The sequence below is a fragment of the Paenibacillus hamazuiensis genome (assembly GCF_023276405.1).
In the GTDB taxonomy this organism is placed as follows: domain Bacteria; phylum Bacillota; class Bacilli; order Paenibacillales; family NBRC-103111; genus Paenibacillus_AF; species Paenibacillus_AF hamazuiensis.
In genome coordinates this window covers 5,312,565-5,336,248 of sequence record NZ_JALRMO010000001.1, presented here as the reverse complement: position 1 = coordinate 5,336,248, position 23,684 = coordinate 5,312,565, and the positions used below count along the sequence as shown (strand labels likewise).

The 23,684-nt window shown below is 52.8% G+C and carries 22 protein-coding genes and 1 pseudogene; 15 read left to right on the top strand and 8 right to left on the bottom strand.

Going from position 1 to position 23,684, the window contains the following annotated elements:
* Positions 1-52: 52 nt before the first annotated feature.
* The 3 genes from MYS68_RS23115 to MYS68_RS23105 all read right to left on the bottom strand — a co-directional run bounded on the left by MYS68_RS23115 (position 53) and on the right by MYS68_RS23105 (position 2,119).
* Positions 53-625, bottom strand: coding sequence for a ferric reductase-like transmembrane domain-containing protein (locus tag MYS68_RS23115; RefSeq protein ID WP_248928121.1), 573 nt, complete (start codon positions 623-625; stop codon positions 53-55).
* A 97-nt stretch (positions 626-722) separates the two neighbouring features.
* Positions 723-1,745, bottom strand: a complete 1,023-nt coding sequence (locus MYS68_RS23110) for an FAD:protein FMN transferase (protein WP_248928120.1) — start codon at positions 1,743-1,745, stop codon at positions 723-725.
* A gap of 29 nt (positions 1,746-1,774) precedes the next feature.
* Positions 1,775-2,119 carry a hypothetical protein gene (locus MYS68_RS23105; RefSeq protein WP_248928119.1) on the bottom strand — a complete coding sequence of 115 codons (345 nt, stop codon included), beginning with the start codon at positions 2,117-2,119 and terminating at the stop codon, positions 1,775-1,777.
* A 242-nt stretch (positions 2,120-2,361) separates the two neighbouring features.
* Here MYS68_RS23105 and MYS68_RS23100 point away from each other — a divergent pair, with 242 nt between their 5' ends.
* The 8 genes from MYS68_RS23100 (at position 2,362) to yunB (ending at position 12,105) form a co-directional block, all read left to right on the top strand.
* Positions 2,362-3,045 carry a response regulator transcription factor gene (locus tag MYS68_RS23100; protein ID WP_248928118.1) on the top strand — a complete coding sequence of 228 codons (684 nt, stop codon included), beginning with the start codon at positions 2,362-2,364 and terminating at the stop codon, positions 3,043-3,045.
* A complete protein-coding gene (locus MYS68_RS23095) occupies positions 3,042-4,502 on the top strand; it encodes a sensor histidine kinase (protein ID WP_248928117.1) in 1,461 nt (486 codons plus the stop codon). Before MYS68_RS23100 ends, MYS68_RS23095 begins: the two co-directional genes overlap by 4 nt.
* Positions 4,503-5,426: 924 nt before the next feature.
* Positions 5,427-6,470, top strand: a complete 1,044-nt coding sequence (gene gap, locus MYS68_RS23090; RefSeq protein WP_248928116.1) for a type I glyceraldehyde-3-phosphate dehydrogenase — start codon at positions 5,427-5,429, stop codon at positions 6,468-6,470.
* On the top strand, positions 6,440-8,005 hold the full coding sequence (pckA, locus tag MYS68_RS23085; RefSeq protein ID WP_248928115.1) for a phosphoenolpyruvate carboxykinase (ATP): 1,566 nt from the start codon (positions 6,440-6,442) through the stop codon (positions 8,003-8,005). The genes gap and pckA overlap by 31 nt, the downstream gene beginning before the upstream one ends.
* Positions 8,006-8,163: 158 nt before the next feature.
* Complete coding sequence (locus MYS68_RS23080; RefSeq protein ID WP_248928114.1) at positions 8,164-9,186, top strand: sensor domain-containing diguanylate cyclase; 1,023 nt, start codon at positions 8,164-8,166, stop codon at positions 9,184-9,186.
* A 135-nt stretch (positions 9,187-9,321) separates the two neighbouring features.
* Positions 9,322-10,119 carry a cache domain-containing protein gene (locus MYS68_RS23075; RefSeq protein ID WP_248928113.1) on the top strand — a complete coding sequence of 266 codons (798 nt, stop codon included), beginning with the start codon at positions 9,322-9,324 and terminating at the stop codon, positions 10,117-10,119.
* Between the two features lie 11 nt (positions 10,120-10,130).
* A complete protein-coding gene (locus MYS68_RS38900; RefSeq protein ID WP_338043602.1) occupies positions 10,131-11,171 on the top strand; it encodes a methyl-accepting chemotaxis protein in 1,041 nt (346 codons plus the stop codon).
* Positions 11,172-11,175: 4 nt separating this feature from the next.
* Positions 11,176-12,105, top strand: coding sequence for a sporulation protein YunB (gene yunB / locus MYS68_RS23065; RefSeq protein WP_248928112.1), 930 nt, complete (start codon positions 11,176-11,178; stop codon positions 12,103-12,105).
* Positions 12,106-12,193: 88 nt separating this feature from the next.
* Here the strand turns inward: yunB and MYS68_RS23060 are convergent, their stop codons facing one another.
* Positions 12,194-13,201 (bottom strand): M23 family metallopeptidase, encoded by a 1,008-nt coding sequence (locus MYS68_RS23060; protein WP_420852235.1) that lies wholly within the window; start codon positions 13,199-13,201, stop codon positions 12,194-12,196.
* A 171-nt stretch (positions 13,202-13,372) separates the two neighbouring features.
* Here MYS68_RS23060 and larC2 point away from each other — a divergent pair, with 171 nt between their 5' ends.
* Positions 13,373-13,849 carry a nickel pincer cofactor biosynthesis protein LarC2 gene (gene larC2 / locus MYS68_RS23055; RefSeq protein ID WP_248928110.1) on the top strand — a complete coding sequence of 159 codons (477 nt, stop codon included), beginning with the start codon at positions 13,373-13,375 and terminating at the stop codon, positions 13,847-13,849.
* A gap of 100 nt (positions 13,850-13,949) precedes the next feature.
* Positions 13,950-14,294: an LSm family protein gene (locus MYS68_RS23050; protein WP_248928109.1), complete on the top strand. Its 345-nt coding sequence runs from the start codon at positions 13,950-13,952 to the stop codon at positions 14,292-14,294.
* 89 nt (positions 14,295-14,383) lie between these two features.
* Here the strand turns inward: MYS68_RS23050 and larC are convergent, their stop codons facing one another.
* Both larC and larB read right to left on the bottom strand, forming a co-directional pair.
* Complete coding sequence (gene larC / locus MYS68_RS23045) at positions 14,384-15,466, bottom strand: nickel pincer cofactor biosynthesis protein LarC (RefSeq protein ID WP_248928108.1); 1,083 nt, start codon at positions 15,464-15,466, stop codon at positions 14,384-14,386.
* 12 nt (positions 15,467-15,478) lie between these two features.
* The gene (gene larB, locus MYS68_RS23040) at positions 15,479-16,255 is read right to left on the bottom strand and encodes a nickel pincer cofactor biosynthesis protein LarB (protein WP_248928107.1); all 777 of its coding nucleotides are present in this window, start codon (positions 16,253-16,255) and stop codon (positions 15,479-15,481) included.
* A 128-nt stretch (positions 16,256-16,383) separates the two neighbouring features.
* On the opposite strand from larB, the gene lipA reads away from it, so the two are divergent.
* The 5 genes and pseudogenes from lipA (at position 16,384) to MYS68_RS23015 (ending at position 21,861) form a co-directional block, all read left to right on the top strand.
* Complete coding sequence (gene lipA / locus MYS68_RS23035; protein ID WP_248928106.1) at positions 16,384-17,265, top strand: lipoyl synthase; 882 nt, start codon at positions 16,384-16,386, stop codon at positions 17,263-17,265.
* Between the two features lie 23 nt (positions 17,266-17,288).
* Positions 17,289-17,630, top strand: a complete 342-nt coding sequence (locus tag MYS68_RS23030) for a YutD family protein (RefSeq protein ID WP_248928105.1) — start codon at positions 17,289-17,291, stop codon at positions 17,628-17,630.
* A 723-nt stretch (positions 17,631-18,353) separates the two neighbouring features.
* Entirely contained in the window at positions 18,354-19,766 is a 1,413-nt protein-coding gene (locus MYS68_RS23025; RefSeq protein ID WP_248928104.1) for a hypothetical protein, read from the top strand.
* Between the two features lie 256 nt (positions 19,767-20,022).
* A pseudogene (locus MYS68_RS23020) lies at positions 20,023-21,344 on the top strand (transposase).
* Between the two features lie 196 nt (positions 21,345-21,540).
* Positions 21,541-21,861: a hypothetical protein gene (locus MYS68_RS23015; RefSeq protein ID WP_248928103.1), complete on the top strand. Its 321-nt coding sequence runs from the start codon at positions 21,541-21,543 to the stop codon at positions 21,859-21,861.
* Between the two features lie 548 nt (positions 21,862-22,409).
* On the opposite strand, the gene MYS68_RS23010 is transcribed toward MYS68_RS23015, so the two are convergent.
* Positions 22,410-23,222 (bottom strand): NAD kinase, encoded by an 813-nt coding sequence (locus MYS68_RS23010; RefSeq protein ID WP_248928102.1) that lies wholly within the window; start codon positions 23,220-23,222, stop codon positions 22,410-22,412.
* A gap of 44 nt (positions 23,223-23,266) precedes the next feature.
* Positions 23,267-23,419, bottom strand: coding sequence for a hypothetical protein (locus MYS68_RS23005; protein ID WP_248928101.1), 153 nt, complete (start codon positions 23,417-23,419; stop codon positions 23,267-23,269).
* Between the last annotated feature and the right edge of the window lie 265 nt (positions 23,420-23,684).

Sequence of the window (23,684 nt, the reverse complement as noted above, 5' to 3'; positions counted from 1 at the left end):
GCATTTGAAAAGCCCCTGGCTTCCGTAATGAGGCCAGGGGCTTTATTGCAGGCTATCGGCCTGCTTGACGGGCGGCCAAGCCACCGCCGCCTTCGCTGCGCATCATCGCCCGCAGTATGGTAAGCAGTACGACAGCGCCCATCGACAGCACGTACATCCAGCGAATACCGAGACTCGCCGTATCGGTGCCTTCAAAATAACCGTGAATGAAAGAGATCGCCAAAATCGGGTACGATAACAAGTGAATGGCGTACCAGAGCGGCTTTTTCAGCTTATGGCGAATGTCCGAAGTGAAAATAAGCACCAGCAGGCCGTAGCCGGCCAGCGTGCCGAGTCCGGTCAGAACGGGATCGTGCTTCGCCGCAAACGGAATAAGCACCTCGCTCCACGAAAACGGCATATACGTGTCGATGACGGTGACCATGCCGTGCAGCAAACCGATGCCGGTACCGGCCACCGTGAAGAAGGTGTGCAGCTTAAACAGCTGCGCTTTGGTTCTGCCCTGCCATACCGGGAAGCTGTACAGAATACCGAGACAAATGCCGGCGGCGAGCAGCACGTAAGAGACGATTCCGAGACTGCGGATAATTTGCCATAACGGTAAATGAACAATCCATTGTATCATTAGCTTTCAATCTCCTCTATCCTAAATCCCCTGTAAAAAGCCATGCCCATGCATTCATGCCGGGAGCGGCTTCAGGGGTGCTCTTTTTATAAGCTTCTTATGCCCTTGCGGGCTCTCTGAAATGATCGTACCGGACGCCCTGCCAACGGGTTCCGATCGATTCCGGCGAGGCGAACAGATGGGATTGCCGGTCCTGGGTAAACACAAGCGCTTCGCAATCTTCCGCCTTGCGGGCAAACAGCTCGAGCCCGTCGTCCAGACCGAGGATGCATATCGCCTTCGCCCATACCTCGCAGGCCACGACATCTTTGCCGGTCACCGTGCATTGGGCGACGTCGCTATCGCTCGGGCGCATCGTTCGCGGATCGATCAGATGATGCATCGGTCCCGCGGCGGCAGCCCATTTGCGTCCGAGCTTGCTGGAGGTGGCTGCGGCACCGCTGACAAGCGCGATGATACCGGCGTCGGCATCGGTATCCCACGGATGTTCGATGCCGATCCGCCAAGGATCGGCAACCTCATCCCGCGGGCCCCATGCGGCCAGGTCGCCTCCGGCGTTCACGAATCCGCGTTCGATGAACAGCTCTTTGCGGAGATGCTCGGCAAGGCGACGTACGGCCCAGCTTTTCACAATGCCGCCGAGATCGAGTCCGCTTTGCGCCGGCAGCTGAACCGATTTCATCACCGGATTAAGCTGCATGGATGCGGTGCTGCCCTGAACAGATTTTGCCGGCTCCGCCGCGGCTAAATCGGGATGCTGCTTCAGCAGCTCGAACGATTCCGAGTATCCGGCCGCATGGAGGGCGTTCAGGATGAGCGGATCGAATGCGCCGCCCGTCAGCTCGCGGTACGCATCGGCAAGCCTCAGCACCTCCATCATCGCGTCGGACACCATGCAGCGTTCCCCGGCGAGCCGGTTCAGGTGACTCAGCTCGCTTTGCTCCCGAAACCGGCTAAACCGCTCCTCCGTATTTTGAAACCAGTGCGCAGCGGTCTCCTCCAGCCTTGCCGCCTGTTCGGACTTGCAATAGAACGCCATATCGATCCGGGTGTTCATCGCGCGGAATTGAAATGTATGAAAATCACCCGATGCGCCGGCGAAAAATGAACTGTTGGACATATGCGTTCTCTCCTTTTCTTGGTCAAAACTTACGAACGTCCGGTCCGGGTATGCGTTCTCTGGGTCGGTGTTTGCGACGCTTGCGGCTGCTGCGTAGTGCCGCCCCACTGGCCGGAATCCGAACTCGAATTGCCGTCATAGCCGCTTGACGATTGTCTTTTTGTACGGGACATGCCGTCCCTGGGCCCGCTGCGAAACTGTTTGCCGACGGGATCGTCGGTTTGTGCGGAGCCGCTGACGGCACCGCCGGAAGAAGAAGCTTCCGCATACGCCTTATTAAAATCGGGACTGTCTTTAACCTGATGGAACAATACGGCGATCAAGGCGGTGAAGGCCGCGCCGATTTGCCATTTCAGCCATTTGCTTTTCCTCATTGAGTCCCCCTCCTCATCGATGTCTTGGCGTCTGTTTCATGGTTTTATTCTAATCCGGCAAACTGAGTCTGCCATGAGTGCCCGCTGAAAGTTTGCTGAACCGCCTGCAGTGAGGCGTAAACATGGGATAAATCCGGTATTCAGCCAATTCTCAGCTTCCGTTCAGAGCGGTTTCAGGTTGACCCGGGATAATGGGTAATAACCGGAAAAATAGTGTACAATGTAGGCGGAGGAGATAACGTATGCGTCAATTAAAAGGGATTAAAATTTTGCTGGTCGATGACGAGCCTAACATATTGCAGTTTTTGGAGCTGGGCTTGCAAAACGAAGGGTTCGAGGTATGGACCGCTCAGGACGGCATGACGGCAATTACGCTTGCGAAGCAGCATCAGCCGCATGTGGCGATTTTGGACGTGATGATGCCGGGGATGGACGGCTTTGAGGTTTGCCGGATGCTGAAGAAGACGGAGAATATCGCCGTTATCATGCTGACGGCCAAGGAGGAAGTGGAGGATCGCGTCAAGGGGCTGACGCTGGGCGCCGACGATTACATGGCCAAGCCGTTCAGCTTCGAGGAGCTGCTCGCCCGCATTCATGCACGCATTCGCAATCATTTTCCGAACTTGCTCGGGGAAGTGGTGGCCGGGCCGTTCCGCATCGACGACCGCCGCAAGGAGATCAGCCTCGATCAGCGCGTGCTGGAGCTTTCGCCGACGGAGTATGAGCTGCTTAAGTTTCTCGTCATTAACCACGGGCTTGTGCTGAGCAAATCGATGATTCTCGACAAAGTATGGGGTTACGATTTCGGCGGGGAAGAAAACATCGTCGAAGTGTACATCCGCTCCTTGCGGGATAAGCTGGGCGACAAGGAGCATAAGCTGATCCGCACGGTGCGCGGCGCCGGCTATCGGGTGGACCTCTCATGATCGGGGGGGCGCTGGGCCGCATCAGACGTATTTTCACGCACCAGTCGCTCCGCTTTCAGCTGCTGTCCCGCTCTTTGTTCGTCATGGCGCTGATGTTGTTGCTCGTGGGTATTTTGCAGTATTTTATCATGGAGCAGTTTTTATATAGAAACAAGGCGTCCACCATTCAGAGCCAGGTGATGGCAATCCCGCACGAGTTTTGGTTGAATATGGCGAACGGCCCGCGAAGGGATAATAGTCCCGATCCCCGGCGTCCTTTTGCGATGTCGGATTCGGTGGCGTATATCGATCTGCAGGGCAATTATACGCTCATTGCGGAAGCTCCGAACAGCGGCACCGCCCCGAAGCTGTCCGAAGAGGAATATATGGCGGCGCTGAGGTCGAAGGAACGGGTGCAGTACAAAATCGTCAAAGACGACGAAGGCATCGAAAAGCTGGTCGTCCTCCAGCCGATCGGCGGCCGCGGCCGCACGGTCGGCCTTATCCAGGCAACCGTCAACACACGGGAGCTTAACGACGTGCTGACCCGCGAGCTGCTGACTTTTTTGCTGCTGGCGCTGCTCGCTTTGGTGCTCGGACTGCTGACGTTCCTGCCCGTGCTGCGGCGCACGCTTGTGCCGCTTTCCAATATGGTCGGCACGGTGGAGCGGATCGACGCGGGCAATTTGAACGAACGGTTTCCGACGGAGCAGGGGCAGCTCGAAATCGACCGCCTGTCCGTATCGTTCAACGGCATGCTGGAGCGGCTGGAAGCGTCGTTTGCGGCGGAAAAAGAAGCGAAGGAACGGATGCGCCGTTTTGTCGCGGACGCTTCCCATGAGCTGCGGACGCCGCTGACCTCGATTCACGGGTTTCTGGAAATATTGCTGCGCGGCGCCGCGCAAAATCCCGATCAGCTGAACAAGGCGCTGAACAGCATGTACGGCGAATCCGAGCGGATCAACAAGCTCGTGCAGGATTTGCTGCTGCTGGCGCGGCTTGACCGGACACCGACTTTTCAGCTGGCGGAAGGCAATCTAGATGGCATCGTCCGCGAGCTGGAGCCGCACCTCCGCATACTCGCCAAAGATCGGCAGGTCAGCTTTCGCGTAGAGCAGGGGCCGCGCTGCCACTTCGATGCGGATAAAATGAAGCAGGTCATCCTGAACTTGTTTCACAACGCGGTGCAGCATACCGATCCGGTCAAGGGGCATATCGAGGTGTCGCTGGAGCCGGCCTCCGGCGGCGTTGAGCTGGCGGTACGGGACAACGGGCCGGGCATCGCGGAGGACCATCTTCCGCACATTTTTGACCGGTTTTACCGGATCGACACGTCCCGTGCGAGAAAATACGGCGGCGCCGGTCTCGGGCTTGCGATCACCAAATCGATCGTCGACATTCACGGCGGGCGCATATACGTGGAAAGCAAGCTGGGCGAGGGCACCGCATTCAAAGTATGGTTCCCCTCCGCCGCTTAGTGTAATGATACGAAAAAGCATGTCCTAAATCCGTGCAGCAACGGGTATAGGACATGCTTTTTTTGTGCTGGTTGCTGCCAAAAGGAGAACGGGTCCGGCACCAATTCGGCGCCAGCCGAATCGTGCCGGACTGTCGCGGGCTGAGGCACGCAGTAACTCCCAACGGGCGGATCCCGGGCGCTGGGAGCGCAATATTGTCGGGTTAACGGGTTTGCAAGGAATCGCGGTAGTTGGTGGTAAGTGGTTAGTATAGAGGAACTGTCGTTCGTTATTTCCGGGTATGTGGGAGCATCCGAAAAAATAGAGGAACTGAGATTCGCTAAATCGGTGAAAAAGGGTGTGGGGATCGGAAAAACATACCAATAAAGCATCACAGTTCCTTTATTTCTGGCAAATCACTCGAAATGGCCGTTTTAGCGCATTGTAGTTCCTTTATCCGTGAGGGTTGGCGCTTGGTGTCCTTGTTAGGGGGGAGTTAGGCAGTGGTCAAAGTTATGCCGGTTATCGCGGAAAAGGGAGAGCGGGTCCGGCACCAATTCGGCGACAGCCGAATCGTGCCGGACAACCGCGGGCCCGAGGCACGGACTGCTCCTTGCACCACTGCTCCAAAAGTGAAGCGTGTCCGGAATCGGATTTTTTGCCCGCAAGCAAAAAAATCCATGCAGGACAAACGCGACCCTAGCAGCGAGCGTTCCCTCTACCGGGCGGGTCCAGGGCGCCCGAGCGCCTTGAGGGCTTTGCGGAGCAAAGCCGGCTTCGGAAGCATGGGGTCCCCCTGGAGGGGGATTTAGGGGGTGACCTCCTCGATTTAGGGGGTGTTATATATGTTTGTTCACACATTTATAACATATTAATTAAAATATATAATGTACAATAAATAATAAATAGTATACACTATATATCAAACAGATAAGGAGGCGTCATATGGCACAGGGAGTTGGCATCAGCGGCATGGGGAGAATCGGCCGACTGCTGGTCAGGCATATTTTTTCCTCGTCCGAACCGCTTGTAGACTTGAAGGCGATTAATTGCACTTATCCGGCAGAAACGATAGCCCATCTTTTGAAATATGATACGGTTCACGGCAGATGGAATGCGGATATTTCCGTAAAAGACGGCCATCTGGTCATCAACGGGCGCACAATCGCGATGGTATCGCAGCGCGAGCCCGAATGTATACCATGGCACTCGCTGGGTGTGAGGCTGGTCATCGATGCGACGGGCAAGTTCAACAGCAGGCAGGGGGCCGAGAGGCACGTATCTGCCGGGGCGGAGCGTGTGCTTATCACGGCACCCGGACAAGAGATGGACCTTACGGTCGTCATGGGCGTCAACGATCATCTGTACGACCCGTCCGAACATCGTTTTGTGTCCGCGGCTTCCTGCACGACGAACTGCATCGCGCCTGTTTTGAGCGTGCTCGACCGGGCGTTTCAAATCCGCGGCGGCTGGATGACGACGGTGCATTCGTTCACGTCCGACCAAAATCATCTGGACAACCCGCACAAGGATTTGCGCCGGGCGCGGGCCTGTACGCAATCGATCGTACCTACGACGACGGGGGTTGGAAAGGCATTGGCGGGCGTGCTGCCGCATCTTGCTCCCTATGTGCAAGGCGTCTCGCTCCGCGTGCCGACGCAGGACGTGTCGATGATCGACTTGACGGTTCAGGTCAGGCGGACGGCGTCTCTCGACGAGGTGAAAGCGGCGTTTCGCGAGGCGGCCGAAGGCGGCATGAAAGGTTATCTCGATTATACCGAGGAGCCGCTCGTATCCTCGGATTTCATCGGCTGCCCGCATTCCGCGGTTGTGGATGGATTGTCCCTGATGACGATGGGCGATCAAATCAAGGTGATGGCTTGGTATGACAATGAATGGGCTTACGCCAGCAGAGTGGTGGAGCTCGCACAAATCATTCAGGAGAGGGAGACGGCCGGATGCGAAACCATGTTAATGCAGTCGAAATGAAACTGGTTCACGAGAACTTGCCCGTATCGAAATTGATCGAAGTCGCTCTGCAGCGGGGGGAGGGCACATTGTCTTCGACAGGAGCGCTGCGCGCCATGACCGGCAAGTATACGGGCCGATCGCCGAAAGACAAATATATCGTTCAGGAGCCTTCCGTGATGGAGCACATCGCCTGGGGGCCGGTCAATCAGCCGATGTCTCGTGCCCATTTCGAGCGGCTGTTTCAGAAGGCGCAGGATTATATGGCCGATAAGGAGCTGTTCGTGTTCGACGGTTACGCGGGCGCCGACGAGTCTTACCGGCTGCCGATCCGCATCGTCAACGAGCGCGCTTGGCATAATCTGTTCGTGCGTCAGCTGTTCATAAGGCCATCCGCGCGGGAGCTGCTTTCGCATAAACCGGAATTCACCGTGATCGCTCTGCCGGGGCTGAAGGCTGAGCCGAGCCTCGACGGCACCCGCAGCGAAACGTTCATTGCCGTATCGTTCGAAAGAAAACTCGTGCTGATCGGGGGAACGGAATATGCCGGCGAAATGAAAAAGTCGATTTTCACCGTGCTCAATTACCTGCTGCCGATGAAGGGCGTGTTCCCGATGCACTGCTCCGCCAACGTAGGGGAGCAAGGGGACGTGGCGCTGTTTTTCGGCCTATCCGGCACCGGCAAAACGACCTTGTCCGCCGACCCGGGCCGAAAGCTGATCGGCGATGACGAGCATGGCTGGTCGGACAGCGGCGTATTCAATTTCGAAGGCGGCTGCTACGCGAAATGCATCAACCTCTCCGCCGAGAAGGAGCCGCAAATTTGGAACGCGATCACGTATGGCGCCGTGCTCGAAAACGTGACGCTCGATCCAAAGTCCTGCATCCCGGACTATAACGATGGCAGCGTGACGGAAAACACGCGGGCTGCTTATCCGGTCGAGCATATTCCGAATGCCGTCATTCCCGGAAAAGCAGGCCACCCGAACGTGATTGTGTTTTTGACGGCGGATGCCTCCGGAGTGCTGCCGCCGATCGCGAAGCTGAGCAAGGCGCAGGCGATGTACCACTTCCTCTCGGGTTACACCTCGAAGCTGGCCGGCACCGAACGCGGCGTTACAGAGCCGGAAGCGACCTTCTCCGCCTGCTTCGGAGCGCCTTTCCTGCCGCTGCGTCCCGAAGTGTACGCGCAAATGCTGGGCGAGCGGATCGACCGGCACCAGGCGCGCGTCTATTTGGTCAACACCGGCTGGTCCGGAGGGCCTTACGGCGTAGGCGAGCGCATGAAGCTGGCGTACACCCGGGCGATGGTCACCGCGGCGCTGAACGGAACGCTGGAGAACGCTGCGTTCCGCCCGGACCCTGTCTTCGGCATCGGCGTGCCGGAAGTGGTTCCCGGGGTGCCGTCCGAGGTGCTGCAGCCGCGCAGCACGTGGTCCGATCCGGAAAGCTACGACCGCAAGGCGAAGGAGCTTGCCGAGCAGTTTATCCGCAACTTTGAAAAATTCAAGGAGGTTCCGGAATCGATTCGTCAGGCGGGACCGAAGGCCCGATAAACTGGATATGCAGCCGAAAAGCCCGGTTCCCGCATTGCGGGGAGCTGGGCTTTTTTTCCTTTTATTAAAGAAGTTAAAGAAAAATTAATCATCCTAAAGGTTCATCCCGATTGTGCCGATAATTGTATTACTGTTCGACAGAGTGAGGGGGTAGCAGCATGTTGGGTTTTTGGAAAAAACGTAGAAAGGCCTCCGATCCTATGATGGAGACATACAAGTCGATGATTGACCGGTCTCCGGATGCGATTGTCGTTTTTCAAAAAAATAAAGCCGTTCTGGCCAATCGAAGCGCCGTTCATCTGTTGGGCGCAGCGAACCCGGATCGATTAACCGGGATAAGCGTCTTCGATTTCATTCATCCCGACGATACGAAGGAAGCGGCCGAGCAAATCATGCGTTTGTTTCGGGGAGAGCCGGCTTCGCTTCCATTCGAATATAAGTTTACGAGCCTTAAGGGGGGATTTTTCCCCGTGGAAGGCGCGATATCGCGCATCCGGTATGACGGGCGGCCGGCTCTGATGATGACGTTTCGCGATATTACGGAGCGGAAGGCGGCCGAGCTCCGTTTGAAGGAGGAATTTGGAAACCTCCAGGAAATGAACAGGAAGCTGATGGAGCAGTCTCGTCAAGACGGCCTAACCGGGGTTGCAAACCGCCGCTCCTTCGAAGAGACATTCGAGCGCACATGGAAGGAGTCGCTTAGAACCGGCACGCCGTTGTCGGTCATTATGTGCGATATCGACCATTTCAAAGCTTACAACGACCGCTTCGGGCATCAGATGGGCGACGCGTGCCTCAAGGAAATGGCCAATGCGCTCAGGTCCGCGCTGAAACGGCCGAACGATTTCATTGCCAGATACGGCGGGGAAGAATTCGTGATACTGCTGCCGGATACCGACGAATTTGGGATGTCGGTTGTGGCCGAACGCATTCATGAAGCGGTTTTGGCGCTCGCGATTCCGCATGGGGCGCAGAATGACAGCGGGCTGATGACCGTCAGTCTCGGGGCGGCCGTCACCGTCCCTCAATCGGACGGGAATCCGCAGGACATTCTTGAGGCAGCCGACAGGGGTTTGTATCAGGCCAAGAAGTTCGGGAGAAACCGGACGGAGTTTTATCCTGCTCCCGGCACCGCGGAGCTGCTGCGAGTCAGCAACGATTTAATCTGCAACAACGGATGATTGGATGCGTTGGGGGAAAGGAAAAGCATAAATTAAATTTACTTAAAAAATGGACACCAGATATTTACTTTTAATCGTCATAAGCCGACAATATATGATGAGTACTGTCAAATTTTGCACATCTATGGAGGCTCGATGATGAAAGCATCTGGCTGGGGTTTCAAAAGCGTGTCTATTCGCATCAAACTGCTTGTCGTATTGTTAGTGCTCTCGATTCTTCCCCTGATTGTTTCCACTGTATTTTTCTCGGGTTATCTTCGCTATATCTCCCAAAGCGACAACCAGCAGATCCAGCAGGATGTGGCGCAGCTCAACATTTTCAGGCTGGATGAATGGCTGCAATTGAAAATATCGTCCATGGAAGAACTGATTAACCTGCATCCCGAATTTAAAACGGGAGACCCGAAAGTACTTCTGCCCATTTTAAAAATGATTGACGACAGCGACCGGCAGATTGAAGGCTTTAATCTGATCAAAGCTAACGGCGAAGGCGTTGACGTCAACAACGTGGCGATCAACATAGCGGACAGGGATTATTTTAAAAAGATGCAGCAGACCAAAAAGCCTGTTGTTTCGGACATGCTCGTGAGCAAGAAGACCGGCAAATACGTTTTGCCGATTGCCGTGCCGATTTTGGACAATTCCGGCAATTTGGCCGGTCTGGTCTCGGCGACGGTATCGCCCGATACTTTAACCAAGCTGACCGAAAGCATCAAAGTCGCTCAGACCGGGTTCGGCTACATCATCTCGGGTAACGGCGAATACTACACTTATCCGGACAAGGAAAGAATCGGCAAGAAAGCTGCGGATTTTGAAAAAAATCCAAGCGCCCGGGACGCATTGAAAACGATTTTGGAAAATCCGAACGGCACCGTTACGTATACGGATGGATTTCGATTGTTATCGCCAATATCGTTATCAAGCCGATTTTAGCGATTTCAAATGTGGTGAAGAAGGTGGCGGACGGCCATTTGAACGACAGGGTGTCGGTCCGCTCCGGCGACGAGCTCGGACAGATGAGCGGCAACATCAACTCGATGGTCGACTCTTTAGCCTCCATGGTCGGTAAAATCCATATAACGGTCGGGGAGGTGGCGACCGCTTCGGATGAACTGCTCGAATCTGCGGAACAGTCGTCTCACGCTTCGGCGGAAATCGCGTCGTCCATCCAGGGGGTTGCGAGCGGTGCGGATTCCCAGCTTCAGGGGGCCGAGCAGTCTGCGCGGGCGATGGAGGAAATGGCGGTCGGCATTCAGCGTATTGCCGAGTCGTCGGCGATTGTTTCGGATCAAACGGTCGATGTCGCCAAGGAAGTGGAAAGCGGGTATGTAGAGATTCAGTCCGCCATCGAACAGATGAACGTCATCGGGTCCGCCGCTCATCAAACCGCGTCGGTGATCGAACAGCTTAATAAACATTCCGATGAGATCGGTCATATTGTGGACGTGATATCGGATATTTCAAACCAAACGTCGCTGCTTGCTTTGAACGCGTCAATCGAAGCGGCCCGGGCCGGCGAGCACGGACGCGGTTTCGCCGTTGTTGCGGGAGAAGTCAAGAAGCTGGCCGAGCAGACGAGCCGTTCGGTATCCGAAATCGTTAATTTGATCCAGCTCACCCAAACCTCCTCCGCAGAAGCGATGGACTCGATGCAGCAAAACGTCGTCGCCATCAATGAAGGCGTCCGGAAGATGGAGCACATCGGGCAGTCGTTCGGCACCGTTCGTTCCTTGATTTTGCAAGTGTCCGAACAAATCCAGGAGGTTTCCGCAACGACCGAGCAGCTTTCCGCCGGGACGGAGGAAATTACCGCTTCAATCGAAGATATGGTCAGCGTCGCCAAAGAATCGGCGGCAAACGCCCAATCGGTCGCCGGATCGTCGGAAGAACAGTCCGCCATTATGGAAAATGTCGCTTCTTCCGCAAAGTCGCTCCACAAATTGATGAACGAATTGAAATCTTTGATCAAAGTTTTTCAGGTGTAAGAGCATGATTGTAAGAAGAGCCGCTCAGGGAAAGCGGCTCTTCTTTTTTGTCCCACAGGCGCATAAGCTGTACCATGTGCTGTACAAAGGGGCCGGCCCGGCTAAGTCGAAAAAGGGCCGGATAAGCGCGCAAACGGGGGGAAAGCTCATGCTCGTGCTCAGACGGCGATGGAAAAGCAGGCCCGCACCCGCCAAACATGTCAAGCGCAATATACTCATTGCGCTGCTTATTTTCATGCTGTTTTCGATCCAATCGTTTATCTACATTGAGAAAAATTTAAAGCCGCCGCTGATGAATCTGGCCAAAATCCGCATCAAGCAGCTGGCGACGCAGTCGATCAACACAGCCATTACGGAGAGGATGAGCCAAGGGACGAATTACGACAAGCTGATCGACTGGCGGACGGACGCAAGCGGCAAGGTGACCGGCTTTACGCTCAATTATGCAGAGCATATGAAAATTACGTCCGACACGATCACAACCGTCGATACGCTCCTCAAAAATTTGAAGGAAATCCCGGAGCATATTCCGCTCGGGCAGGCGATGAACAGCGCCATCCTCGCCTCGTTTGGCCCGGACATCCCGATTCGACTTGTGCCGGCCGGCGCGGTAAAGGTGGATCTCAGCACCAGGTACCAAAACGCCGGCATCAATATGATCCTCGTCGAAGTGTATTTGCGCATCATAGCCGAAGTGACCATCATCATCCCGTTTGATTCGGAGCCGGAGATCGTCGAAACGGAGGTGCCGATTTCGTATTCGCTCGTCGTCGGCGACGTGCCGACGTATTATTTCGACGGCAAAGGCAATCCGGTTGGCGGAAGTTCAGGTGCTCTCCCGCCGAGCATATCGCTGCCCGGCCTCCACATGGCGCCGAGCGGGAAGAACGAAGCGCCTAAAGCCGAGGAAAGCTCAGCGGGCGTCAAAAAATGAGCGATCGCCGGCCGCCGTTGATGCATTAAAAAAGGATGTTCCTTGCGGTTTGCCACCGCCCAAGGAGCATCCTTTTTGGCTGCAAAGGCTACTTTTTGCCGCGCCGCCGCTCCTCGCGCTCCCATTTTTTCAGGTGCGGGTAAGGGTCGAACGACCAATCGGTAAGGCCGTTGTCGCGATACAGACCGTAGTGCAGGTGAGGCGGGAATTTGCCGGACGTTCCCGGCTTTCCGTAGCCGGAGCTGCCGACCCATCCGATCACCTGCCCCGGCTTCATGACGTCGCCTTCCTTCAACTCTTTGTTGAAGCCCGACAGGTGGGCGTAATAATGGTAAACGCTGTTCAGATCGCGAATTCCGATGCGCCATCCGCCGTAAGGGTTCCAGCCCATCTCTTCAATGACGCCGCAGGTTGCGCTGCGCACGGGAACCCCGTAATCGGCAAAAATATCGGTGCCCTCATGAATGCGGTATCCGCCCCAGCCGCGGCTTGCTCCCCATGTGCTGCGGTATGTGTATTCGCTTTTTAACGGCATGACGAACGTATGTTCATGAAGGTCGAGTGTGTCGAACCTGGCGTAAATTTTGGCAAATTGCTCGATACGATCGACGCTTCTCGTGTTTTGGTAATACTCCCACAAGCCGATCCGCATGTCCTCGTCGTGCGTTCCGTATTGGAGAAGCAGCTCGGCCATCGAGTACAGCACATCCAGATCGTTGCTGCGATCCGCGATGCCGTCCCCGGAGCCGTCGCGTCCGAGGCCCTGGAACAACCGGATGGAGGCGACGTTCGTATCGGCATGATCCGGATTCAGCACCCCAACCCATTGCAGCTCGGTAAAATGAATCGAGACGAGTTTTCCGGCGGCAGGCCGCTTTTTCGCCAGCCCCATAGCACGTTCATATTGATCGACTGCTGCCAGGTAATACCACGGAATGCCGGTCAAAGCGCTGACCTTGTCGAACAAATCCTTTCTATCGGCAAACGTTTTTTTCATGTCGTTCGGCTGGCTTCCCGTTTCGGCACTTGCCGGCGGTGCGAGCCAAATCTGCGCCAGCAGCAGCACGCTTAAAAAATATACAAAGTAAGGACGCATCCTTCCTGGTTTCATCGGTGGTACCTCCTTAAAGCCGGATAGGTTGGGGACGCAGCGGGATGAGGTAATAAGCGCTGCGCATTATCGATTAGGATGCACCCGGCTGCATGTTTTTATCCAAATCAGGGAAAAGGTTTATGGTATAATTTATACATTGGGGAGGGGATCGCGATGGCCGGCTTCGATCACCGGGAAGAGCATGTGGATGAAGGCATGCTGCTTATTCAGGCTAATTTGGACGACATGAATCCGGAATGGTGCTCTCCGATTTCGGACAAGCTGTTTGACGCAGGCGCCAACGACGTATATTGGATCCCGATCATCATGAAAAAAGGACGCCCCGGCATTATGCTGAACGTGCTCGTGAACGAAGAGCGGCTGGAGGCGATCGAGGATGTCATTTTTGCCGAGACGACAACGCTCGGGATTCGTTATATGCGGGCGGCCTGCCACCGGCTGGGACGGCAGTTTGTCACCGTGGAGACGCCTTGGGGGCCTGTTTCCGTGAAGGCGGGTTTTTACAAGCGGGAGCTCGTGCAGTTCGCACCGGAATTTAAAGATTGCGAAAAAGCTGCGAAAGAGCACGGTGTGCCTTTGAAGCGGGTGTATGACGAGGCGAGGGCGGCATTTTTAAAGCTGCATCGGTAGCGGAAGGAAATTTGATGCGGGAACTCACCGAATATGGGCGGATGCATATGCTGGAAATATATATCCAGGGCGTATATCCTTTAGGAGGTCAGTTCCTTCCATGATGAACAATCCGTATGCCGCGGCCGCAGTGAATGAAGGTTTGCCCGGTTACCAGGCGGACGCCTCAGTCGTACCGGTCCTGCGCAAGCTTCGCGACGAGGCTCATGAATATTGCAAAAAATATACGCACCGCCGCGTCCGGATTCGGACGATTTCCGGCCAAACGTATGAAGGCGTCATCGCAGGCGTCGATCGCCAGCATGTGTATTTGCTCATCGCCCACGGGCAAGGTTATGCTCACACGTCATACCCGTCCCGGCCGATATATCCGCCGTTTTTCTACAATAATTTGATTTTGCCGCTGGTGCTTTACGAGCTGTTGGTCATCTCTTTGCTTTATTGAAATTTTCATAGTAAAAAGGCAAAATAACCGGGCGAGGTGATATCGCCCGGTTATTTTGCCTCGGTAAGGCGGCTGTGTGCCGATTGGATCTAGCGGTTGGCCTGCAGCGGTCCGGAATCGTCGGAGTCGTGCGGATGCCGATGATCATGCGGATGCCGGTGAGCGTGGTCGTCATGGTGATGGTCATCGGCGTGATGGTGGCCGTTCTTATGGTGATGGTGATCGTCATGAGCGTGATGGTGCCCGTGCTCATGATGGTGATCGTCATGAGCGTGATGGTGCCCGTGCTCATGGTGGTTATGGTCATGAGCATGATGGCGGCCGTGCTCATGGTGGTGATCATGCCCATGTTTATGATGATGATGGTGATGATCATGCTCATGATGATGTCCGTGCTCGTGATGGAGCGCTTCCGGGGGCAGCTGCCATTTGCAAAGCAGCGGGTCCGACTGCCCGATGACGACGCGAAGGACGTTCGGCTGCGTCGGCAGATCTCGCGTACCGGCGCCGTACCCGATCGTTTCGACGATCATCGGCGGGATGCCGCGGGAAAATTCGTCGACGAGCCCGGAGATAATGCCTGCACCGGTCGGCGTCGTCATCTCCTTCTCGTATGGAGTAGGCGCGATCGGCAGGCCGCGCATCATTTCCAGCGTGGCCGGCGCCGGCACCGGATAGAGGCCATGGTCGCAGTTGACCGTTCCGGAGCCAAGCGGAACGGGAGAGGCGACGATTTTCTCGATATGCAGCGAGTCGATCGCGAGCGCCACACCGATCACATCGACGATCGAATCGATCGCACCCACTTCGTGGAAATGCACCTTATCCACCGGGATGTTGTGAATTTTCGCTTCGGCTACGCCGATTTTATCGAAAATCGCGAGGGAAAGCGCAACCGTCCGTTCGCTAAAACCCGCTTTATGAATCAGCTCGACAATTTCGCTGTAGTGGCGGTGATGCTTCGGGGGATTGTGCGGATCCGGCAGCACGTCCACCTTGAGCGCGGAAATGCCGCGTTTATTCACCCGTTTCCAATCGAGGGAAAACGGTTCGATCGTAATTTTCGACAGCTCCGATTCGATATAATCCCGGTCCGCGCCCGCATCGACGAGCGCGGCGAGCGTCATGTCTCCGCTGATGCCGGAAAAGCAGTCCAAGTATAATACCTTCATGCGAATCCCTTCTTATCGTAGGTTTTTATGAATCACGGCGGCGCTGTAAGCGGCTCCGAAGCCGTTGTCGATATTGACGACGCTGACGCCCGGCGCACACGAATTGAGCATGGCGAGCAAAGCGGCGATGCCGCCGAGGCTCGCGCCATAACCGACGCTGGTCGGGATGGCGATGATCGGCTTTGAAACGAGACCGCCGAGCACGCTGGCCAGCGCGCCTTCCATGCCGGCGGCGACGACGATCGCATCCGCTCCGCGGATCAAGTCCAGCCGGCGGAACAGCCGATGAATGCCGGCGACGCCGACGTCAAACACGCGTTCGACGCGGCTGCCCATCATTTCCGCCGTAACGGCGGCTTCCTCGGCAACGGGCAAGTCCGACGTGCCGGCACATACGACAGCGATGTAACCATCGCGTTCGGGAACGAGCGGTTTTTTCGTCCAGGTCAGCGCACGGGCGGCGGCATGGTATTTTACGCCGGGGATGCCTGCCGTTACGAACTCCGCCTTATCGGCGCTCACTCTGGTGGCAAGCACCCGATCCGAATGCTCCATGAGCTTTTGAAAAATCGATAAGATCTGTTCCGCGGTCTTGCCTTCCCCGAAAATCACTTCAGGAAAACCTGTGCGTTTCTGGCGGTCGATATCGAGCTGGGCGAATCCGATGTCCGCAACGCGGTCGCCCGCGCTGGCTTGCTGCTGCAGGTGCTGCTCGATCTGCTGCTTCGCTTCGTCGAGGTCGAGGTCGCCGTTTTGAACCGATTTTAATATATAATCCAATGGTATCATTCAGCATCACCACCGTACTTGTAATAGAGCCTTGCGGCGCGTACACTTACATAGTTTAGCATTTGTGTTATAATGTTAACAAGAGAACGTCGTGGAATTATAGCGAATAGAAGGGTGTGGGTCCGAACATGGCTATCAATACGGAGAGAAAACCAGACTGGCTAAAAATAAAGCTGCCCAGCATTGAAAGCAACGAAAATCATAAAGAATTGAAAAATATGATGCGCACCAAGACGCTGCACACCGTTTGCGAAGAGGCCAAATGTCCGAACATCCACGAGTGCTGGGCGAACCGCACCGCTACGTTTATGATTCTCGGCGATATTTGCACGCGGGCTTGCCGGTTTTGTGCCGTAAAGTCAGGCCTGCCGACCGAGCTCGACCTGCAGGAGCCGGAGCGCGTTGCCGATGCGGCGCTGCAGATGGGGCTGCGCCACGTCGTCGTCACGTCGGTGGCGCGCGACGATTTGGCTGATGGCGGCGCTTCGATCTTCGCGGAAACGATCCGCGCGATCCGGCGCAAGCTGCCGATGGCCGGCGTCGAAGTGCTGATTCCCGATTTTATGGGAAGCGAGGAGAGCCTGCGCATCGTGATGGAGGCGAAGCCGGACATTCTGAACCATAACATCGAGACGGTCGAACGGCTATCCGACCGGGTTCGCTCGAAGGCGAAATACGACCGCTCGCTGCAGCTGCTGGCGCGTTCCAAAGCGATGGCCCCGAACATTCCGACCAAGTCGAGCATCATGATCGGCGTAGGGGAAGAGTGGGATGAGATTTTAAGGGCGATGGACGATTTGCGTGCGGTGGACTGCAACATCATGACGATCGGCCAATACTTGCAGCCGACCAAGTCCCATCTGATGGTCAAAAAGTACTACACCCCCGAGCAGTTCGCCGAGCTGAAGGCGGAGGGCATGAAGCGGGGCTTCGATCACGTGGAATCGGGTCCGCTCGTTCGCAGCTCCTACCACGCGCACGAGCAGGTCAAGTCCGCACAAAAGGAATAATTCGTATCCGCTCAGGAGGAAACGTGAACGTGATTCATATCGCCAACCGAACTTACGAAGTTGTTGTCGACCACAAAAACGGCTGGAAGCCGGAAGCGTTCCGCGAGCGCTACAGCGAAGTGCTGGACCGCTACGATTATATCGTCGGCGACTGGGGGTATAACCAGCTTCGGCTTCGCGGCTATTTTAAGGATACCCATCCCAAAGCGACGAAGGAAACTTCGATTTCCAATGTCGAGGATTACTTGAATGAATACTGTAATTTCGGCTGCGCCTATTTCATCATCGAGAAAGTCAACAGCAAACATCAGCACCGCGAGCATCAAGCTGCGGAGGCGAAGCCGCAGGAAGCTCCGCAAAGCTGACTTGGCGACTTTGAATCTTTGCGGGCATGCGTCTCGTGTCCGCCCGGCGATGCAAGTCGGATAAGCAGACCTAAGGTGTCGAGGAAATGTGTCGCAATCCGCAATAAACGAAGAACGTCCTGTTACACGGGGCGTTTTTTCTTTTGGCTGGCTATTTTTTGTTTGGAAGGATGGATGTGTAGTAGAGCGTGTCCGGTGCAAATTCAGCGTTAGTCTAACCGTGCCGGCATGAGATTTTGGAGAGCGGCCAAAAAACCATGCTCGGCAAACGCGAGCTAGACGAACAGTTATTCCTGTCGGGCGTGTCAGTACATCGAGCGTTATGTTGTCAGAATAAGATGTCCCTCGTCCGAAGATTCGAAGGATAATATCGCGATTTCCGGAAATCAGCACGTCTGTAACTGCATTCGGACCACGTGTTTACTTCACGACTTTATTACCACTAACACAGACGGCAAGTTGACAAATCCTTTTCTTTGTTTCTGCTGTTGTGTTGCTGGTTTGCCAAACAGGACATCCCGTTCTTCAGGTAATTTCTTCGTGTCCTCACCAGTGATGTATAAGATTTTCCCGTCCGATTGCATGCCATCAAGACCTCTCTCTTGCACCGTAAGGTGCAAACTCAAAAAAAGATTGACATGAAAAAACAAAATGGTACATAATGTATCCAGATACAAAATGTATCATAACCGGCCGGTTACAAATATGGAAGGAGAAGAACGAATGAAGAGAAGAGTAGCCCTATTGTTAGCTTTTTTCGTTGCCCTACTCTATACGGTAATACCTGATAGCGCTTCTGCAGATACATCAAATCAAGGTACTATTACCAGTCTCTCAACTAACTACTTCGTATCAACTACTAATGTCGGGGACGTCGCATACTACACATTTAGACCACAATTTAGTGGTAAATTTAAAGTTTCTCGACAACACCTTTCAGGTCAATCCATAGCTTCCGGTTCAAACGTTAGTATATGTAAGGAGGCAAATTTCAGTAATTGTATTGGAGCTACCAATGTGGTGTCAGGAAACCCTACTTATCCAAATGCTATTAGCCTAGAATTAGAAGCAGGTACGACATACTATCTTTTGTTCCAAGGTTTCGCGAGTACACCCGCATCGGCAAATATTAAAGTCGATATGGAATACAGATATATTAACCTTTTTGTAAAAGCTGCACTTCAAACTTCCAAGCAAATTAACGGTAAGAGAGCTAGACTCTACAGCGATGGAAGAAAGTTTGTAAACATACAGAGCTCCAACCCCGATACAACAGGGCTGACATCAGGTGTTCAGTATATTTCAGATACCTACGGCATCTGGTACTCAGAATCATATCTAACTTCGGATGCTGCAACAATGATTTCGACAAGTGATTCAGATTCGATCACATTAACCGTTCAGGATTCAACTCTTATTGCTCGAGCTGATAATCCCCCTCCTCCTATTGGAGTTGCACGATCGACCGCTTCTGCTGCAGTATCTGCATGCTCACCAAATTGTGATTATACATTTTACCTTATGGCTGGTGTCGGAACAGTCAAAAACGCAATGTGGCCAGATGCTATTTCCAAAATTAATACTGTTTATGGCTCTAATGTACAAGTATATGAGCTTTTCCCCTACGACTCAGTTGATGGACTAAGTGGCTTAAAATTAATAGCTTTTATTGCACTACAGACAAAGAATGTGGCTGAAGATTCCTTATCAATTACAACAGCACAACGAATTCTAGATGAGGTTAATTTTATAAAAAGTAATACTGGAGGTGGTAAGCGAATAATTATTGGTCATAGTGGGGGGGGTGTCGCAGGAGCCCGTACTGCAAGATACTTAGAGGCAAATGAACAGGTGAAAGTTAACTTTTTAGCAATGGTTGGATCACCTCGGACGAGCCTGAGTGGAATTAATTCTAAAGTAATTGCAATAGCTGCTCCAAATGATCCAGTCCCAGACTCAACATATTTTAGCTGGCCAAACTCTATAAAACCCGCACAAGATAAAAGTATTAATCTTGCTCCTCAATCAAACGGGTTCCAGACACATGCTACTTATTTTGTAAATATAAGTTGGAACAACGGTCAAAACAATAATGTTACTGATACAATAAATATGGTACATTCTTTCGCTAACTAAGATTTATAAATAGAGACAGTGCTTTGGATAAAAGCACTGTCTCTATTGGCATATATTCTGTGGTTAATTGTTCATCTTTCATAATAATTGAACTATAATACATACAAAGCGAGTAAGTTTCATAATTCCAAAGCCTTGCTGTGATTGTTTTTTGACTATGAAAAAAGGAGTACCTCACCAAATCTCGAAGTGTTAAGTACCCTACTTTACACAGAGAAAGGTTGGACTCCCTATGTATCAAATTCGATAAGAAAGCATGTTGTACTTGGAGCAATTGCTGGAAATGTGTCCGGAAGAAAAGTATGGATGGCTCTTCGAGATGATTGACATTTCACCGATTGTACGTTTATTAGGCAAAAAGACAACTTTAGGAGCGCCGGAATCGCTGAACTATCGGGCAATGGTCTATTCGCTCTTTATCCGTATCGTGGAGCGGATGCCGTTTGTGAAAGACTTGGTATATATTCACGGCTATTTGCTGAACTTAAAGGATTACCGGTGTTTCAAGAGTTGAACGACAAGCTTATCACACAAGCCTTTGAGGAAGGGTTTATCACCGGATCAAAAGTCGCCGTAGATGCTACCACGTCGAAGGAAGAGATGCCTCTTCGCCTGCGCGTACCCGTATAGCGAAGCCTGATGAATCTCAAGTTGAGTTGGAGTTGGTAGTCAATCTCCTCCAGCCCATCTAAACTCGGTATCGCCAAAGCCGAAAAAGCGCGGGCGCAAAATGCAAGGAAGAACGCGAGCAGTGGCTACAAGAGCAAGCTGAAATCGAAGCGGCTAAAACCACTTTTGAGAAGAACCTCAGCGGCATGCTCAATTACACGCTTGAAGAGATTGAAGCGACCACGCCTCAGCATCCTTCGTGGGGGACGAAGAAGAACACCGAGAACAAAAAGATCTTCTGGTACGGCTATAAAGGGCATTTGGCAGTGGACTGCGATAGCCAGTACATCTTGGTTGCGCTGTTTTCTTCCGCGCATGTCAACAACGGAAAAATGTCCATCCCCTTGCTTAAAGCATTGGCGAAACGCCATCCCTATCTGAATGTCGAGCATGTGCTGATGGATGCCAGATATGATTTTGACGGGGTATATGAGCAAATTCGTAAGATTGGCGCTAGACCGCTGATCGACTACAATCCGCGCAATGAAGCACCGATCGAAGGCAAGGATAAAGACTTCAAACCCGTTTGCAAAGAAGGACACTCTTATGTGTACGATAGTTTCGATTCAAAGTACGAAACCCTGAAATACACACGCCCGAAAGAATGCGCGACTTGCCCGCTATTCGAGTAAGGGGAATGCCAAAGCGTATTCAAAATTAAAAATCGAATCCGATATTCGCAAGTGCACGGTACCGGCGCGTGGAAGCCACAGCTACAAAGAGCTTTAGAAAAAATGCACAGCAGTAGAACGGGTCAACGCTTATCTTAAAGAGTTCTTTCAACTGAATAACATCCGGCATCGCAGTGGGGCAAAAGCCAAGACTGATTTTGACATCTCGTGTTTAGTCTACACCTTGAGCAAGTTGGCTGTAGATCGGATTAACAAACAAATGATGGAGATAAACTAGTCAGCATAAATTATCCATACTCGAATCTTGAACCCTTATGCACAAGGGGATAAGTCTATCCAAAATTCGTTTTAATGACATGTAATCTGATCGTTTGACCTGAAATTTTGAAAATCAAACCTATAATTCTGCCTGAGCTTCATGCAAATGAATTATGAAATTGACTCAAAGCAAATTCAAAAAGGAGATCACCCGAATGAAAAAATACATTCTTACTATGGCAACAAAGACTCCTTTATCGATTATGTTCTTCATTTCATTGATTAACTATTACTTATTAGCAATCATCATTGCCGGTAGGTATGATGCGAAGGAGCAATTATCTGGGGCCCCGGCAACAATGTATACGATGCTATTTATTGGGCCGTTGTTGTCTCTAATATTAGCAGTACTCACAATTATTTCATTAAGAATATTGCGAAATTATTCAAAAATGGGTGTTATCGCTGCTGTCGCTTACTTTCATTATCTAATTCTTATTTCTCTGTGTTGTGTTTTTCTATTTACAATAAAATAACCATCTTACGATCTGATGAGTGCACCAATGTTCAATAATCTTCTCCAGTCATCAAGTGAGGACATGTACAGTTGGTATCAGACACGTACGAAAGGCCCTGTTCGGGATTTCAATGACCATTTTTCGCGGTACATAACTAGTGTGCAGAAGTTGTTCTGGTGTTCGTCAGTTGTTAACTTTATGATGTTACACTTCCACATAACGTAAAACTGAGTGTATTGCTTTCAAAGAAGATTTTCCTTTATATATTTTAATTGATCGATCGTAAAGCTGTGCTTACTGCGCAAGTCTTTCAACGTTTGTCCGCTTAGAGTGTAGTCCGCGATACATACATCCATTCTTGAAAACGTTGTTCCTTGTCCACTTGCCGAACCTCCTTGGTTCATTTTCGCATGATCGTGAGCATATGGATAGGACTTCCGCTAACATGACAACATTGCGCCTGAGCACCCGGGACCCCCCCTCCTCCATTGTACGGAATAAAGGGAATGTCCTTAGGAAGGATTTCCCTAAATATAGGAAATGCTGCTATGCTAAAGGGATAGGGGTCACTTCGGCTCATATCCGATAAACGCTTCGCGGACGCGGCTCCAGAACGGGAAAGGGCGGAAGCGGGCAAACCGAACCTTGCGCCCGGCGGCGACCAAGCAGCGGATCGAGATGACGTCGCTTCGCTGCACGTTCAAGTGATCGACCGCGAGCAGCACGTGCTGATGCGCTTTCGGGTAAATATCGCAGTGATGATGTTTAGGTAAAATCACCGGGGAGCCAAGCGTCCGGTATACCCGGTTGTTGATCGAAGCGATTTCCGCGATCTGGATCGCATCAAGCGACGGATGCACGATCGCTCCGCCGAGACTTTTGTTATAAGCGGTGCTGCCGCAAGGGGTCGAGATACAAATGCCGTCGCCGCGGAACGTTTCGAACGGCTCGTCATTGATGTGCAGCTCGGCCACAAGCGTCACCTCTACGCCTTTCAGCGTAAATTCGTTCAGCGCAAGGTGAGTCTCTATCCCCGATTCGGTCGTAATTTGAATTTCGACAACCGGATATTTCACGACTTGCAGATTGCCGCTTGCGGCGCTTTCGTGCATCAGTCTGGCGAGGTGCTCCACCTCATCGGGCTTCCAGTCGGCAAAAAAACCGAGACGGCCGGTATGAATGCCGACGAAAGCGACATCGTCGAGCTTGGCGCTGTATTGGTGGAACGCATGCAGCAGCGTGCCGTCGCCCCCGATGGAAAGCACGATGTCGGGAGATTGCTCGTCCAGCTGCAGCCCATGCTGCCCGGCCAACTGGTGGAACCTCTGCATGAGATCGATGGAGATCTCGTCTCCGCGGTGGATGACGTTATATTTCATGGAGCCCCCCTGGTATGGTTAACTTCTGTTAAATCGGCTTATTACTAACCGAAAAGCCGGATCGACTGCGGTAAAGAATCTCCTTCCATAATAATCAATAATCGCTCATAAGACAATGCGGCTTGTCTGAAATTGTCGCTGCTGCAAGAAACACCGCGAATTAGAATGCCCGGCGGAAAAGCAGCCGCAGCAAGCATGACCGGCCGCCTCACTGAGATGAAGCACTAGGCTGAGAATTATGTGCGCCGCAGAAGTATCGCACCTTCTTACCGATAAAACAAGTTTTTGCGTTAATTCGCCTCGTTTCTCCCAAAATGCCGGCCATAATCCCCAAAAATGTGCTTATCTGTGCCTCCCACGTACAAAAGTACTTCTTCTCCGCAGACTCAACCGAACGTAGCCCCCAGTGCACACGATGCCGCACCTGCAGAGCTCCTGCAAAAAGACGCCCCCCGATACGGG